Annotated in this window: 23 protein-coding genes; 7 read left to right on the top strand and 16 right to left on the bottom strand. The window is 71.5% G+C overall.

The annotated features are described in order from the left end of the window. The 6 genes from ACFC1F_RS21865 to ACFC1F_RS21840 form a co-directional block, all read right to left on the bottom strand. The coding region (locus ACFC1F_RS21865; protein WP_376160496.1) for a trypsin-like serine protease at positions 1-1,178 on the bottom strand (1,178 nt) is incomplete at its 3' end. A gap of 624 nt (positions 1,179-1,802) precedes the next feature. After that, positions 1,803-2,087, bottom strand: coding sequence for a hypothetical protein (locus ACFC1F_RS21860; protein ID WP_376160494.1), 285 nt, complete (start codon positions 2,085-2,087; stop codon positions 1,803-1,805). Between the two features lie 84 nt (positions 2,088-2,171). Continuing rightward, positions 2,172-2,309, bottom strand: a complete 138-nt coding sequence (locus ACFC1F_RS21855) for a hypothetical protein (RefSeq protein WP_376160492.1) — start codon at positions 2,307-2,309, stop codon at positions 2,172-2,174. Between the two features lie 780 nt (positions 2,310-3,089). Next, the gene (locus ACFC1F_RS21850) at positions 3,090-3,551 is read right to left on the bottom strand and encodes a hypothetical protein (protein ID WP_376160490.1); all 462 of its coding nucleotides are present in this window, start codon (positions 3,549-3,551) and stop codon (positions 3,090-3,092) included. A 284-nt stretch (positions 3,552-3,835) separates the two neighbouring features. Further along, positions 3,836-3,967 (bottom strand): hypothetical protein, encoded by a 132-nt coding sequence (locus ACFC1F_RS21845; protein ID WP_376160488.1) that lies wholly within the window; start codon positions 3,965-3,967, stop codon positions 3,836-3,838. Further along, positions 3,946-4,386, bottom strand: a complete 441-nt coding sequence (locus tag ACFC1F_RS21840) for a hypothetical protein (protein ID WP_376160498.1) — start codon at positions 4,384-4,386, stop codon at positions 3,946-3,948. Before ACFC1F_RS21840 ends, ACFC1F_RS21845 begins: the two co-directional genes overlap by 22 nt. 189 nt (positions 4,387-4,575) lie before the next feature. Here ACFC1F_RS21840 and ACFC1F_RS21835 point away from each other — a divergent pair, with 189 nt between their 5' ends. Further along, positions 4,576-4,782, top strand: a complete 207-nt coding sequence (locus ACFC1F_RS21835) for a hypothetical protein (RefSeq protein WP_376160486.1) — start codon at positions 4,576-4,578, stop codon at positions 4,780-4,782. A 32-nt stretch (positions 4,783-4,814) separates the two neighbouring features. Here the strand turns inward: ACFC1F_RS21835 and ACFC1F_RS21830 are convergent, their stop codons facing one another. Next, complete coding sequence (locus tag ACFC1F_RS21830; RefSeq protein WP_376160484.1) at positions 4,815-5,021, bottom strand: hypothetical protein; 207 nt, start codon at positions 5,019-5,021, stop codon at positions 4,815-4,817. Between the two features lie 191 nt (positions 5,022-5,212). On the opposite strand from ACFC1F_RS21830, the gene ACFC1F_RS21825 reads away from it, so the two are divergent. Further along, complete coding sequence (locus ACFC1F_RS21825) at positions 5,213-5,698, top strand: ricin-type beta-trefoil lectin domain protein (protein ID WP_376160482.1); 486 nt, start codon at positions 5,213-5,215, stop codon at positions 5,696-5,698. A gap of 464 nt (positions 5,699-6,162) precedes the next feature. Here ACFC1F_RS21825 and ACFC1F_RS21820 read toward each other — a convergent pair whose 3' ends face one another. After that, positions 6,163-7,116, bottom strand: coding sequence for a transposase family protein (locus ACFC1F_RS21820; protein ID WP_376160480.1), 954 nt, complete (start codon positions 7,114-7,116; stop codon positions 6,163-6,165). Between the two features lie 164 nt (positions 7,117-7,280). Then, positions 7,281-7,628: a VOC family protein gene (locus ACFC1F_RS21815; protein WP_376160478.1), complete on the bottom strand. Its 348-nt coding sequence runs from the start codon at positions 7,626-7,628 to the stop codon at positions 7,281-7,283. A 336-nt stretch (positions 7,629-7,964) separates the two neighbouring features. Between ACFC1F_RS21815 and ACFC1F_RS21810 the strand changes: the two genes are divergently transcribed. Both ACFC1F_RS21810 and ACFC1F_RS21805 read left to right on the top strand, forming a co-directional pair. After that, entirely contained in the window at positions 7,965-8,108 is a 144-nt protein-coding gene (locus ACFC1F_RS21810) for a hypothetical protein (RefSeq protein ID WP_376160476.1), read from the top strand. Positions 8,109-8,223: 115 nt separating this feature from the next. Continuing rightward, a complete protein-coding gene (locus ACFC1F_RS21805; RefSeq protein WP_376160474.1) occupies positions 8,224-8,415 on the top strand; it encodes a hypothetical protein in 192 nt (63 codons plus the stop codon). A gap of 115 nt (positions 8,416-8,530) precedes the next feature. On the opposite strand, the gene ACFC1F_RS21800 is transcribed toward ACFC1F_RS21805, so the two are convergent. The 6 genes from ACFC1F_RS21800 to ACFC1F_RS21775 form a co-directional block, all read right to left on the bottom strand. Then, the gene (locus tag ACFC1F_RS21800; protein ID WP_376160472.1) at positions 8,531-8,764 is read right to left on the bottom strand and encodes a DUF6296 family protein; all 234 of its coding nucleotides are present in this window, start codon (positions 8,762-8,764) and stop codon (positions 8,531-8,533) included. A gap of 6 nt (positions 8,765-8,770) precedes the next feature. Beyond that, on the bottom strand, positions 8,771-9,166 hold the full coding sequence (locus ACFC1F_RS21795) for an STAS domain-containing protein (RefSeq protein ID WP_376160470.1): 396 nt from the start codon (positions 9,164-9,166) through the stop codon (positions 8,771-8,773). A gap of 152 nt (positions 9,167-9,318) precedes the next feature. Beyond that, entirely contained in the window at positions 9,319-9,717 is a 399-nt protein-coding gene (locus tag ACFC1F_RS21790; protein WP_376160468.1) for a DUF2267 domain-containing protein, read from the bottom strand. Between the two features lie 53 nt (positions 9,718-9,770). Then, the gene (locus ACFC1F_RS21785; protein WP_376160466.1) at positions 9,771-10,175 is read right to left on the bottom strand and encodes a DUF2267 domain-containing protein; all 405 of its coding nucleotides are present in this window, start codon (positions 10,173-10,175) and stop codon (positions 9,771-9,773) included. 44 nt (positions 10,176-10,219) lie between these two features. Next, on the bottom strand, positions 10,220-10,513 hold the full coding sequence (locus ACFC1F_RS21780) for an STAS domain-containing protein (RefSeq protein WP_376160465.1): 294 nt from the start codon (positions 10,511-10,513) through the stop codon (positions 10,220-10,222). A 134-nt stretch (positions 10,514-10,647) separates the two neighbouring features. Then, on the bottom strand, positions 10,648-11,082 hold the full coding sequence (locus ACFC1F_RS21775; RefSeq protein WP_376160463.1) for an Hsp20/alpha crystallin family protein: 435 nt from the start codon (positions 11,080-11,082) through the stop codon (positions 10,648-10,650). A gap of 110 nt (positions 11,083-11,192) precedes the next feature. Between ACFC1F_RS21775 and ACFC1F_RS21770 the strand changes: the two genes are divergently transcribed. Continuing rightward, positions 11,193-11,876, top strand: a complete 684-nt coding sequence (locus ACFC1F_RS21770) for a type III effector protein (RefSeq protein ID WP_376160461.1) — start codon at positions 11,193-11,195, stop codon at positions 11,874-11,876. After that, complete coding sequence (locus tag ACFC1F_RS21765) at positions 11,851-12,135, top strand: hypothetical protein (RefSeq protein WP_376160459.1); 285 nt, start codon at positions 11,851-11,853, stop codon at positions 12,133-12,135. Before ACFC1F_RS21770 ends, ACFC1F_RS21765 begins: the two co-directional genes overlap by 26 nt. Positions 12,136-12,145: 10 nt before the next feature. On the opposite strand, the gene ACFC1F_RS21760 is transcribed toward ACFC1F_RS21765, so the two are convergent. Next, on the bottom strand, positions 12,146-12,565 hold the full coding sequence (locus tag ACFC1F_RS21760) for a hypothetical protein (protein ID WP_376160457.1): 420 nt from the start codon (positions 12,563-12,565) through the stop codon (positions 12,146-12,148). A gap of 207 nt (positions 12,566-12,772) precedes the next feature. Here ACFC1F_RS21760 and ACFC1F_RS21755 point away from each other — a divergent pair, with 207 nt between their 5' ends. Further along, positions 12,773-13,192, top strand: coding sequence for a hypothetical protein (locus ACFC1F_RS21755; RefSeq protein ID WP_376160455.1), 420 nt, complete (start codon positions 12,773-12,775; stop codon positions 13,190-13,192). The last annotated feature ends 262 nt before the right edge of the window (positions 13,193-13,454 follow it).

Genomic DNA, 13,454 nt, shown 5'->3' with positions numbered 1-13,454 from the left:
GTGTAGGAACCCTCGTTGGCCCAGATCTTGCTGTCACCACCGACGGCGAAGAGCTGGCTGCCGGGGCGGGAGGCCTTCACCTGCGCCACCCAGCTGGCCAGGCCGTCGACACGGGCGCTGGTCGCGCCGGTGCGGGTCTCGGTGGCGGGGGTGCCCAGGCAGCCGCCCTGCCAGGAGCGGGAGGCCACCGCGACGACCTCGCTCGTGCCGTTGGCGTCGCGCAGCAGCGGCGCCCCGGCGTCGCCCTGGCAGACCGCCGCGTTCCCGGCGGCTGGCGTGGTGTCGACGGTCGTGGCGGCGACGGCGGCGGCGGTGTGGGTGGTCGCGTGGGGCTTCAGCGGCGCCCACTCGGTAGCGGTGCGCCCGAAGCCGGCCACCCGCAGGCTCTCCCCGCCCGTGGGCGCGGCAGTGGCCAGGGCCGCCGGGGTGACACCGTCGATCGGGGTGGCCAGACGGGCCAGCACCAGGTCACGGTCGGAGCGGGTCACCAGCTCGGCGACGGTGGCGGTGTGGCCGCTGACGGTGGCGGTGGTACCAGCCGCCGGGGCGCCCGAAGCGTCGGCGATGCAGCCGGCCACGGTGAGCACCCAGTAGCGGTCGACGAGCGTGGCCGTGCAGGACCGCGCATCGGCGTGCCCGGCCTGTCCGGCCGTCACCGTGCCGACGGCCGGGAAGTCGGTGTTGGCCGGCGCGGCCGGCCCGCCGGTGGCGTTGAGCTCCAGCAGCGTCGTCTCGGTGCCTGCGGTGCCGCCCTCGCCGACCGGCGTCCAGACGTTCTTGGCCAGGTCGATCGTGCTGGTGGTGCCGTCGGTGCTGACCGTCGCCTTGACCGTGTGGTCGTCGCCCTTGATGTTGTAGATCTTCGGGATCTCCAACGCGAGGTACCCGGCCGGACCGTTGATCTTGAAGCAGACCTCGCTCGGGTTCGCCGCCCGGCTGTAGAGCTGCACCTGACCCGGCCCCGCGGTGCAGTCCGCGAGCACGATGTGCCCGTCCCCCGACTTCAGGGTGATGTTCCGCTCCGCCAGGACCTTCGCGGCGTCCGGGTAGGTGAAGTTCTCCACCGCCACCGGCGCGGGGGCCTCTGCGGCCGTCGCCGCGACCGGCATCGAACCGGCCACCACCGGTATCGCCAGCGCCACGCCCAGAGGCAGAGCAAGCCTTCTAACAGTACGCATTCAGAACTCCCGGTAAAACGCCGGCCGGGAGACGCCAGCCGCCCCCCGCGCCAGCAAAGAGAAAAACAAGCGGACGCTATCGACCGGGATCCGGCGCGTCAAAGCCTCTCCTCGATCGCCATCAGCCCTGTGACCTGCACTCAAGTCCCCATATCACCAGGCTGAAACGACCGAGACGGCCCATCAGATCTGACGGACAATTCGAACCAAAACAGGTCACCGAAACACCATCAGCCGACCATCACAGTTCGATGACGCTTCCTCCGCTCCACAGGCATCCCAGCACGACCCAGTACGCCCTCCAACCTCAGAGCAATGAAGACGCAGGCCGTGCTTCACCACAACCTCGGCCGTGGCAGCCAGCTGCAGCGGCCATCGGGGCCAGGACCGCGGGTCCGGCAGGTTCACCGGCCACCCAGCCGGATTCCGACACGACGGCACCCGGCCCGGCAGGCAGCGCCAGCAGTTGGCGGAATCCGCGGCCCCGGCCCCGCACCTCGGCGGGAGGAATGCCCGCCGGCCCGGCCGCCTCGAGACGCAGCACGGCCACCGGGCCACCAGCCGTCGGAGGAACTGTGTACCAGGCGCGGCCCGACACACCTGTGGCAGACAACATCCGGTGGTTCACCGCCTGGCGCAGCCTGCGGCCGACGGGCCAGCGGGAGCCCCGGGCGTGACGCCGTACGGCTCTGGGAGGCACTTCAGGAGGGCCGCGAGCAGGCGGATCGCCCGCTGGGCGGTCTCGTCCGGACTGAACCGGTAGCTGATGCTCAGCGGGCCGTCGGCATACCGCTCCAGCAGCGCCAGGAGCCGTGTCTGGACGGTGCGCAGCTCTGCCACCGGGCAGTTGCCCCAGCTGTCGGCGGCATGGGCCCGGCAGGGCGCCGTGGTCTTCTTCGTCGTCACCATGGCGGCCACCCTGGCCGAGGTTGGCTGTGGACAGCGGCGCTGACGACGGATGCAGCGCGCCCCCCGGGGGGCCTGCGCGGTCGGTCAGAACTGGCGGCGGCGCACCCTCGGACGGGTGGGCGGGGCCTGCTCGGTGCCACGCAACGCGAAGGCCGCGGTGCGGGTGCGCTCCAGCCAGCTCATGACCCGGCGCAGCGTGGCAAGGCAGGTGGTGTCGGTCATCGCGCGGTACCCACGGACCCGGGTACAAGGGTGGCGGGTGGGGGGTGGTGCGCAGGGTCGTGATGGCCTCGTTCAGCGCGGCGTCGCCCAGATCTTCCAGGATGGGGTTCCTGCTGCCGCGTGCTGCTTCCGGTTAGTTTCGGCGGCTCGCTTGTGGTCAGCCAGGATGGCCTCACGCCGGACCCGAGCTGCCTCCGCACGAGCGGACTCGGCTGCTGCCCTCCGGGTCGCCTCAACCTGGGCAGCTTTCGCAGCGGCAGCGCGGGCGGCCTGCAACGCATCGACCGCCGCGCAGTCCTTGCAGTTGGCGGCTGTGTCCGGGCGCCGATGGTGGACGCCGCACGTGCCGTAGTAGACCGTTCCGGTACCGCCAGCTCTGCGGGCGGCTGTTCTCCCACTGCTGTCACGTACGGCGTGCACGATGCCGTTTTCGATGCCACGTTCCATCATGCTGACCGGATGCGCGGCATGTCGGGCTTGCCGGACTGGCTTCGGCGTAACGGCACGCTTGACGTTGCGTACCGGGTGCGCAGCGTGTCGGATCTTCTTGACTGGTTTCGGGGCCAGCAGGCGAAAAAGTATGCCCATGATCGTTCGCCCTCTCAGGCTCGCTGCGATGCCCCGCGGTTGCACACGATCGCCCCGGGCGGTCGACACCGCCAGCGGTACCAACGCTACGCGCCATGTTCGACTGGTGACAGACCCCTCGCCCGCAGCCACGTCGGACGCACCTGTGTTGCCATCGGCGAAGCCCCGCCGCCCTGATCCGGCCTGGTCAGATCACACCCCGCGGTCCTTCACCGGGTAGAGCTTGGCGTGCAGCACCCGCGCTTCCCACCACGGATCGCCCGGGGCGGAGGGCAGGGCGGCCATCTGCTCGCGCTTGGTCGGGGCGGGCAGCAGCAGCGGGCCCAGTTCGTCCGTCTCCCGGCCGCTGACGCACTGCGGGCACTCCAGCCGGTCCGGGCCAGCCTTCTCGGTCAGCTCCAGCTCCGAGCCCGCCTTCCCACCGATAGCGCCCCGGCACGTCCAGCACAGGCGCAGCAAGGCGTTCGCCGCCCGAGCCTTCTCCAGAACGCCTACGGGCCTCGGCGGCGGCCTTCTCCTGGCGATCCTCGTGTTGTGGCGGCAGGGGAAGCCGCGGCCCCCAGGGCGGCGGGTCCACCGGCCGTGGAGCCCGTACTCGTAGGTGCTCTCCTGCTTGGGGACCTGGTTGCAGTCGGCGCAGGCCAGGGTCTGCATGAAGCTCGCGGTGGGCCTGGTCGTTGTCGCGAACCTTCACGCGAAACAGCTCGCGCTAGGCGGTGAACTTCGCCGCCACCCGCTCCGGCGACATGGTGGAGCGGTCCACCTCGACCATCAGCACCGGCACCCCGATCGCCGGAGCCTGCCACACGCCGTCCGGGCGCACCTTGCGCTGCGCAGCGCCCTGGCCGCGGCCTTGCGCTTGCGCATCCCCAGGGCCCCGCCAGCCGCACGGCGAGCAGCAGGTCACCGTCGGGGCTGTCGATCCCCTGGTCCGGGGCTCAGGCGAGGTTCTTCTCGAACGCGGCCAGGTAGTTGCGCATGTGGTGGTCCTTGATGCCGTCGGTCTCCGGGGCGAACATGTCCTGGCGGTAGCCCTGGACCCGGTCCTTCAGCCCCGCGACGAGCGGCATGGTCTCGTGGAGCTTTCCGTCGGCGTCGAAGTAGCGCAGGGTGTCGACGTGCGTGAAGAACGGCTCGGGCGGGAGGTGGGGACGATGTCGTTGCTGTTGACGAAGCGGTAGCAGCGGTTCTTGAAGGCCGTGTTGTGTAGGCCGGCGAGCAGACGCTCACCGGTGCGGGGCTGGCCGTAGGTGTAGATCCCGTCGGGCAGTCGGCGCGGTTCCTCGAAGTAGAAGTGGACACCGGCGAGCATGGCCAGGGCGCCGCCGAGGCTGTGGCCGGTGAACCAGACGCTCTGCCCGTTCGTGCGCAGCTCCTGGATGGTGTCGCGGATCTGGGGATAGACGGACCGCAGCGCCTGGTTGAAGCCGTAGTGGACGAAGCCCTTGTCGTCCGGGCCGGGAACGGGCGGGGTGTCGACGTCGGTCAGCCAGTCGTAGATCGGTCGCCGAGTGGTCCAGGGCCGGGATGGTCATCAATATCCTCCAGAAGCCGGTGCGGGTCGCTCAGCAACATAGCCACGCACACGAACGAATATGGCCCTCGGCACCAGACCATCACCCGTCTGGAAGCGGTGGCACCGGGAGCGTCGTCGTTGCCACAGACGGCCGGTCGGACCGTGAGGTCGTTCCTCACCGGCCAGTGGCGCCAGGGTGCCCTGCTGGGGCACAAGTCGGACGAAGCCTTCTACGTCATCTGCGACCAGACGGACACCATCGACGACGGCAAGGTCATCTGCGACATCGGCATCGCCCCTGTCCGGCCTGCCGAGTTCGTGCAATTTACGATCACGCAGATCGCAGGACAGCCCGACCAGAGCAGCTGACCCGTCCTGCGATCGCCTGACCCTCTGATGTTTCAGGCTGCTCGGACCTCACCGAGGTAGCGGTATCCGGAGCGGACCGGGCAGCCGAGGCGCACGGCCCCCGGCAGCACCAGCGGGCCCAAGTCCTTCGCCGCGCGGGCCTCCACGTACCCCTGACACTCCAGACGGTCCGGGCCGGCCTCCTCCCGCAGCTCCAGCACCGAGCCCACATCCCCGCCGAGCCCCGGCAGGTCCAGCACGGGCGCAGCACGGCGTTCGCCGCCCGGGCCGCCGGCAGCCGCCGCTCGGCACGTTCTTCGGCCTCCCGGCCACGCCTACGTCCGGGTGACGGTACGTCAACCTCCAGGCGGTCCCCTGTTGGATGGGACCTGCTGCTCGGCTACCAGCCCGGCAGGAATCAGAGAGTCCTTCTCCTTGAAAGGGTCGCTGCATGCGACGAAGCTCGTGGGCGCGGCGCGGGACCGCTGTCGTTGCCTCCCTGGCCATCACCCTGCTCGCCGGTACTGCCACGACGGCGCACGCTGACAGCCCGAACGGGCGGATCATCAACCACGGAACCGGCCGGTGCCTGGCGACTGACGGCGGCCAGCAGGCATTGGCGGCTGTCTGCGACGAGACCGACAGCTACCAGCAATTCTGGACGGTGGATCGTCGCGATGACGGCACCGTGAGAATCCAGACGGTGATGGATGGCAAGTGTCTGTCCTCCTACATCGAGGGGGGCGTGTCAGTGGACGACTGCGCGGAGGGCACGACAGCGCCGGTCTGGGTCATGCGAGATGGAGGCAAGTTCGCGAACATCGGCGGCGACGAGTGGTGTCTGACCGTCAGCGGTGGTGATCTCGTCACCGCCGCTTGTGACAGCGGGTACAACCGCTATCAGGACTGGGTCCTGCCCGTCGACAGCAGGTCTTGAGCCGTAGTGGCAGAAGCGGCGCCGACCTGGGCGGTCAGCAGGTCTTGCCCGCCGGGTCCGCGCCGCTGAGCGGAGGCGGCTTGGCGGCCTTCTGAGGCCGCCCGCGCGCCGCGCCATCTCACGCCCTCCGGCCCGATCAGGTCACACCCGCCGGTCCTTCGCCGGCGTACGCGAGTCCGGAGAGATGATCTACACCAGCCCTCGGCCTGGGGTGAGAGCGCGGACTCGAACCTGGTGGGCTTCTACGGCCCCGGTCGCGGTGCCGCCGAGGACGAAGGCGAGCACGGTCTCGTTGACCGCCATCGCGTGCGGGGCACCCGAGCCGCCGGCGCGGCGCCGCTTCGGGTCGCTACCGGACAGGAGCCGGTCGTGGCGACCCCGATGCAGCCGAACGGACAGAGCTAACGACCTTGGGAGCGATTGAGTTCGGGGCGTGCTCACCTGGCGGGTCGGCTGGGGGGTGATCAGCAGGCGGTCTGTCGGGCGAGCACCAGTTCGGTGCTGGGCTTGCGGCGGGTCGCCCGCTGGGCGGAGCGGTCGGAGACCAGTCCGGCGATGGCGAGGTGGGTCTCTGCGTAGGTCTCGCGGCGTCCGGTGAACCTCTGGAGCGGCCGCCACTGCTTGTACTCGGCGTTGGTGTGTTCCACGCAGATCCGTGCCGAGGACTGGCGGCGCCTCCGTTCGCGCCAGGCGTGGTGCTCACCCAGCGGGGCGTCGTCCTTCGGCTTCTTCGGCGGGGCGCTGACCTGGTCGGGGAACTCGTTGGCCAGGCCCCGGTAGCCCTCGTCGACCTTCGCCCTCACGCCAGGGTGCTGTCGGAACTGCTCGGCAATGCCCTCGGAGCGCACAGCGGTCTGATCGTGCATGCGGCCGGGCCGGATCACCCCGCTGAACAGCGTGCGACCCTGGCCGTCACTGAACGTCGTCGTCTTGATCGTGTTCTGCTTCTTCTTACCGGACACGAAGGCCTTGCGGCCGGGGCGGCCCGCGCGCGGGCGGCGGACCTGGACCTCGGTGCCGTCGATCCGCAGTTCAACGCCCTCGGCGTCGGCGTAGGCGAACAGGTCCTCCAGAGTGCGGATCCGCAGCCCAGGGCGGTCGGGGACGGCGAAGCCGCGGGACGCCAGCAGCGGGCGGACCTCGCGGATCGCGCCGGAGATCTCGGCGAGCGCCGCGTGCGGCAGCCCGAGGCGCAAATGCACCAGGGTAACCAACAGCCGGTCCACAAACACCAGCCGCCGCCTCGGGCCGGCACCCGCCGCCCGCCGCCGGTCACCACCGCGCCGCTCACGCAACGCCGAGTCCCGCGAAGCCTCCCAACGCGGCGCGAGTTCTTCGAGCAACTCGCCGAAGTGTGCACGCGAGACCCCGGACAGGGCAGGATGGGAGCAGGCCGCACGGGCCCAGGCAAGCGTCACAACTGGCCCAACCCGCGCGGCCGCTATCACGTCACGCGCCAGCTGCTGCCAACCCTCACGACGTTGCTCTCTGCCCCAATGGCAACGCTGCAGGCAGGGCCGCTGCCAGAGCGGCATCTGCTCACTGACGTCGACAACAGGACTGGCTCAGGCATAGCGGGGCATCACCCCTGGCGCGTCGGAACCCAGACGGCCAGTTCGTTCCCGCCGGGCTCACGGAAGTGAAAGCGCCGCCCGCCAGGAAAGTCGAACGCCTCGACCGTGACCGTGCCGCCCGCCTCGATCACGGCTTGCCGTGTCGCATCGAGGTCGTCGACCTGGATCACAGCCAACGGCGCGGCTGGGGCCTCGGAACGGTCCTGTTGAAAGCCGAGGCTGACGCCGCTGCCGCAGTCCACGTCCAGGTACTCGGGACCATACGCAGTCGCGGCCCATCCGAAGACCGATTGGAGGAACTGAGCGGACTGTACGGCCGAGGACGTCGGAAACTCGACCATCGTGAAACTGTTCATGCGGGACACCATAGTTCTGCGACCACAGGCCGCCGCCACGTCGCGGGCGAAGACCTGCCGCTACCGGTCCCCAAGTCGTAACACCGAAGGCCTCGCGGGCCCGCTGCGCCAGGACGAACGCGGATGCCTGAACGAGGTGGGTGCCCAGATGCGGCGTCCCGTTGATTTGCACGCCGATGACCAGCTCGACCCTCTCCGGCGGGGACGCATGGACATGGGGTCGGATGACGTCGATGACGCGCGTGAGGCGCTTGGAGAGCGGTGTCGCCGCCTGGGACATGGACCTCATCGTGAGCATGACCTACATCATGCAAGGGACTACGAATGCCCGCTTCGGTGCGCGTGCATGTCCTGGATCATGCGGTCCACGAGCGGCTGCGCGACAAGGCTACTGGCTGCGTCTACCAGCGCAGCTGCTTCCACGCGCTGGGCCGGGACGGTGTGGCCGAACGGATTGAGGAGTTCTACCGGCCGCTGTGAACTGATCGCATTGCATTCATCACTTCGCTCAAGCCAGCTGCGCCTCATACGCCTTACACGTTCTGAGCACCCCAGATAAGCCTTGCGGTCCATGCCGAGCAGCCGTCTCTGATGCGTGCTCGCCCGCCGCTTCGGGGAGCCACCGCCGCTGCTGCAGGCGGCCGAGGCTCTGGGCCTGCACCCGGTCCTGATGCGCTCCCTCGCCCCCGAGCTGGCACTCACGGCCGCTCCCGCCAACACCGGCAACGTCGTCCAGCTGCGACCGGGCCGCCTGGCGGCGAGCGTCCCCCGGCTGGAAGTGCTGTAGCAGAGGAGTCAGGCACCTGAGGGTGCCGGCCGCACTGCGCTGCGGTCGGCACCCTCGCCCGTTTCGGCCCCCGTCCTGCCCGGGGCCATGGCGGTCGTGCAGGCCACGGCTCGGTTCACGGCAGTGGTACGGCGTGCAGGCAGGTGTGCCGACCGGCACCCGGCGCGGTGGACAGCGGGCGGGCCACGTCGCCGGCGATCGCGACCTGGAAGGCGCCGGCCTCGTCCTGGTAGACCGGTGTGCCGTCGGCCGTCACCCCGCCGGTGGCGTGGACGACGACGACCTCGGGCGGGCCGTGCCGGCCGGGCGGCCCGGGCATGGTCACCGCGTAGCGTGGAGGCCTGTCCATGGCCGCTCACCCGCCCGTGCCGGCTACGGCGGCGCCGACGCTGCCGTACAGGGCGAAGACCTCGTCGACGCTGGTGATCTCCAGCAGTCGCCTGGCCTGTGCGGGTGGCGCGGCCAGGACCAGCTCGATCCCGGCCGCCGTGGCGCTGCCACGGATCCCGAGCAGCGCGTTCACGATGGTGGAATCGCAGAAGGCCAGGGCCGACATGTCGACGACCAGCCGTGTGGGGCGATCGGCCACCGCGCGTGCGAGTGCGTGTTCCAGCGCCCGGCGCCGGTCCTGGTCGACCTCGCCGGCGAGGTGGACGACCCGGGCGCCCCTGCCGGATCTCGTGGTCGTGATCCGCAGTGGCAATCCGCCGGCGGCGGTGTTCTCGGCTCGCAAGCCGTGTCGGGCGGACATGGGCGGGGCCCCCTTCCGACGGGAAAGTCTTCTCTGCCGGTGAGCCTGCTCCGGCCAGGGGCGCCATCCAGGGCACCGCATCACCGGAACGGACACCCAGCTGGTGGGAGGTGGAAGGCCCCAGTGCTCGGGGGCTCCCCCCTTCCGTCCGTTCAGGCGGCGACTGTCAAGTCGGCGCGGCCGAACAGCAGGGCGTAGCCGCGGGGCAGGCGGGTGAGGATGCGGTCGGTGAGGTGGTCGTCGGCGAGGTCGGTGACGGCGGCCAGGACGGAGGAGGTGTCCCAGCGGGCTGCGGTGAGGCTGGTGCCCAGGATGTCGGCGACGGCTTCGACGAAGGCGGGGGCGGCGACCGGCTCCGGGAGGGGGATCTGGTTGGCAAGGACGGCGCGGGCCTGTTCGGGCAGGACGACGGCGAGGTCGCAGCGTTCCTCGCCGGTGAGCTGGGAGCCGAGGACGGCCAGGACCGCGTGGAGGGCGCGTTCGGCTTCGGCGTCGCTGGGGTAGCGGCCGAGGGTGCGGACCTGCCGGAGAAGGTGGCGGTAGCGGGTCATGGCGGTGGCCTTCCAGGGGCTGGCTGCCGGCGGGCCGGCGGGGTGAGGGGTGGTCAGGGTCGTGTCCCTGCGGTCGGGCGACCGAACAGCAGGTCGTAGCCGGGCGGCAGCTGGAGCAGGATGCGCCCGGTGAGGTCGTCGCCGGCGGCGTCGGCCACCGTGGACAGGACGGCGCCGATGTCCCACAGGGCCGTGGTCTCGGTGGCGCCCTCGATCCAGGCCGCGGTCGCGCGCACGAAGCGTTCCTGGCTGAGGGGCTCGGCGGCCTGCAAGGGGTTGAGCAGGATCAGGGCCATGGTCTCCGGCAGGCGGGCGGCCAGCTCGGCGCGCACGTCGCCGACCAGGTGGGCGCCGAGCAGGGCCAGGACGACCCTGGCGGCCCGCTCGGCCTCCTGCGGGGTGTCGTACTCACCGCGTTCCCGGACCTCCTCCAGGAACGCCTCCCATCGAAGCGTCATCGCGGTTCCCTTCCGTCTCAAGGGCTGGCGCGAACGGCGCCCGGTCAGGGCTCGACGGCCAGGCGCCGGTGCAGACCGGTGAGCTTGAGCAGCCGCACCACGCGGCGGCCGGCCCCGTGCAGGACCAGACGCCTGCCGCTGCGGTCGGCCTGGTTGCGGGCCCGGACCAGGGCGCCCAGGCCCGCGCAGTCCATGAACGTCACCTCCGACAGGTCGAGCACCACCTCCCGATGCGACTCGAGCGCGGCGACCAGAGCACGGCGCAGCGAGGGGGCGGTGTCGAGGTCGATCTCGCCGTTCGCCCGCACCACGAAAGGTTCGTTCCCCTGGTCGCGCATGGTTTTCTCGCTGTCGTCCCGGCCCGGAACCGTGGCGTGGCAGGGATCGCGAGGCCGGGCGGGTCGTCCGGCCGGGGGTGGCCGTCCCGCAGGGCCCGGGGGTTGGCGGTGCGGGACGGCGGTCCGGGGGCCGGTCAGGCCTGGATCTGCTTGCGGTCGCCGCTGTGGCTGATGGCGATCTTGCGGGGCTTGGCCTTCTCGGCGACCGGGATGCGCAGGGTCAGCACGCCGGCGTCGTAGTCGGCGCTGATCCCCTCGGGATCGAGGGTGTCGGAGAGCATGACCTGGCGGGAGAACACGCCGAGCGGGCGCTCGGACAGCTCCCACTTGATGCCCTCGCCCTCCTGGCGCGGGCGGCGTTCGGCCTTGACGGTCACCATGTTCCGCTCGACGTCGATGTCGATCGCGTCCGGGGCCACGCCGGGCAGGTCGAAGCAGATCACGTACTCGTCGCCGGCCCGGTAGGCGTCCAACGGCATCGGGGTCGGACGCGACCAGGTGCCGGCCGTGTTGAGGAACTGCTGGGTCAGCCGGTCCAGCTCGCGGAACGGGTCAGTGCGCAGCAGCATCGCGAAACACCTCCACTGATCGAATGGGTGCCAGTGCGCTTCACCTGACACCGTTCTAGCACGTCATCCATTCGATGACAAACCCTGGTTGTCGTCCATAGAATGACAGCATGAGCAAGAAGCCGACCAAGCCCGCCACCGGCCCGGCCCCGCCGCCCGGCCCGGTCTCCTTCCTCGCCGCCGCCGCGGCGCTCACCGCCATCGACGACGCCGTCCGCACCGCCCAGATCCCCGTCGCCACGGACCGGCATCCGCAGGCAGACGGCCCCGAGCAGGCCATGGCCGCCCTGGTGTTGCTGCGGGAGCTGCGCGCCCAGCTCGCCGGATGGGAGGCGGGCCTGGTCGATGCCGCCCGTGACGCGGGTGCCACCTGGGCCGACCTCGCGCAGCCCATGGGCGTCGCCAGCCGCCAGGCCGCCGAGAACCGCTACCTGCGCCTGCGCCCCGACCGCACCTCAGCCGGCACGGAGACCGGCGCGGAGCGGGTCAAAGCAGTGCGCGACCGGCGGGCCGCCGAGCGCGCGGTCACTTCCTGGGCCCGGGACAACGCCGCCGACCTGCGCGTGCTGGCCGCCCAGGTCACCGCCGCGCCCGGCCTGGCCCCCCGGGCCCGGCCCGCGCTGACCGCGCTCACCACCGCCCTCGGCGCCCCCGACCCGGCCGGCCTGATAGCACCCCTCGCCGCCATGCGGCCCCACCTCGGCGCCGCCCATCCGGTCCTCGCCGCCCGCCTCGACGACCTCACCCACCGCACCGAACGCCTGCGCCATGACAGCGACCAACGACGCACCTGACACCCGCACCACCGCCGAGGAGCGCTGGCAGCACATCGAAGACCGGCTCGCCGCCATCGAACGCCGCGTCCGCGAACACAGCACCGCCGCCCTCGCCACCCTCGACACCTGCCTGGCCAGACTCGACGCCCTGCGCCACGACCTCGCCCACCGGCCCTGGCCCCCGCACGCCATCCCCACACCCGCGGACCCCCCGACCGTCCCGCCTCAACCGACGCGAGCCCCAACCGAGAGTCCGGCGGCTCACGCGCGGGGGTGACCCGGGCCGCTCAGCGGCGCGAGCCGCCGTGGTGGGTCTGGCCGGTGTGCCCGCCGGTGTCGTCCGGGAACGAGACGGTCAGCGTCACGCTGAACTCCCAGACGTCCTCGCGGTGGCCGGGCACCCGGGCCAGAGCAAGGGTGTGGACCTCGGCCCGCTGGGCCTGGCGGCACCAGTCGGCGGCCTGCTGGAGGGCACCGGCCGCCGTGGCGGCGGTGCACACCACCGCGGTGTGGGCGGCGACCGTCACGTCCGCCCCGCCGACACTCGGCATCGCCCGCACCGCCTCTGCCGCACCACTCAGGTCCCGGGCGAGGTCCTCGACCACCCGGGGCGCGGCAGGCAGCACCGGCCCCCGGTCGGGGACGGCAGCGGGAACGGGCAGGGGCAGGCCGTCACCGGCCAGACGGTGGTCGTCGATCGTGGTCACGGCGACCAGCATGCCCGCCCGCACTACTTGGCATGGCCCGGTTCACTCTTTCGGTACCGCCCCTTGACAGCCCAACGCGAACCAGACCACCCGTACCTCGTGCGGACGCGGCAACGCGCATCTCCGGTCCAGTGGTTACGGCCGCCGCCCCCGCTTGCCAGGGCGACGCCCTGTCTCCTCGGACAGCACCGCCTATAGGCTCCTGCCATGGGCATGCGCGAGGCGGTCGATCAGGTTGTCCACGAGGCTGAACTCCAACTCACCGACGGCACTTGGGAGCTCGCCGTCACCGACTCGGACCTCGCCCGGCAGGCCGCCGCAGCCCTCACGGACGCCGTCGGCCCCGTCGACGCCCACCAGGCGCTGCCGAGAATCGAGCGGCTCGCCGCACTGCGCGAGGCCCTCGCCGCCCTCGCCCTGACCGTCGCCCGCACCCACGGCCACCTCGCCTGGTTCCTCGCCGACGCCAGCAGCCACCTCACCCCGGTCCTCCACTGGCGCGCCCTCGACGCCCCCGACGACCGCACCTTCGGCGCCGTCCTCCCCGCCGACGACGAACTCGCCGACGCCGAAGCCGCCATCCGCCTCCTCGCCGCCATACTCGCCCGGATCAGCCAGGACGCCTGACCCGCGGCACACGACCGCCCGCACCGGCAGAGCAAGATCGCGGTGCGGGCGATGTCCGGATGAATGGCCCCGACTGGCACACCGGGCGGCGGTGCCACCCGGTCTCTCCAGCGTACGACCGGGCCGGGCCGGCGGCGGGCGCGCCCGTCAGGGCCGGTCGTCGTGGTGGCCGCACAGCCAGGCCAGCCCCGTATAGAGACCCAGCATCCGCTCCGCGTCCGCCACCCGCGCCGTTCCCGTCCGGGCCGCTCCCGCGCGGATC

It is taken from the genome of Kitasatospora sp. NPDC056181 (assembly GCF_042266225.1).
Taxonomy (GTDB): Bacteria; Actinomycetota; Actinomycetes; order Streptomycetales; family Streptomycetaceae; genus Kitasatospora.
The sequence above is the reverse complement of the archived record's forward strand: the minus strand, read 5'-3'. Positions and strand labels throughout refer to the sequence as shown.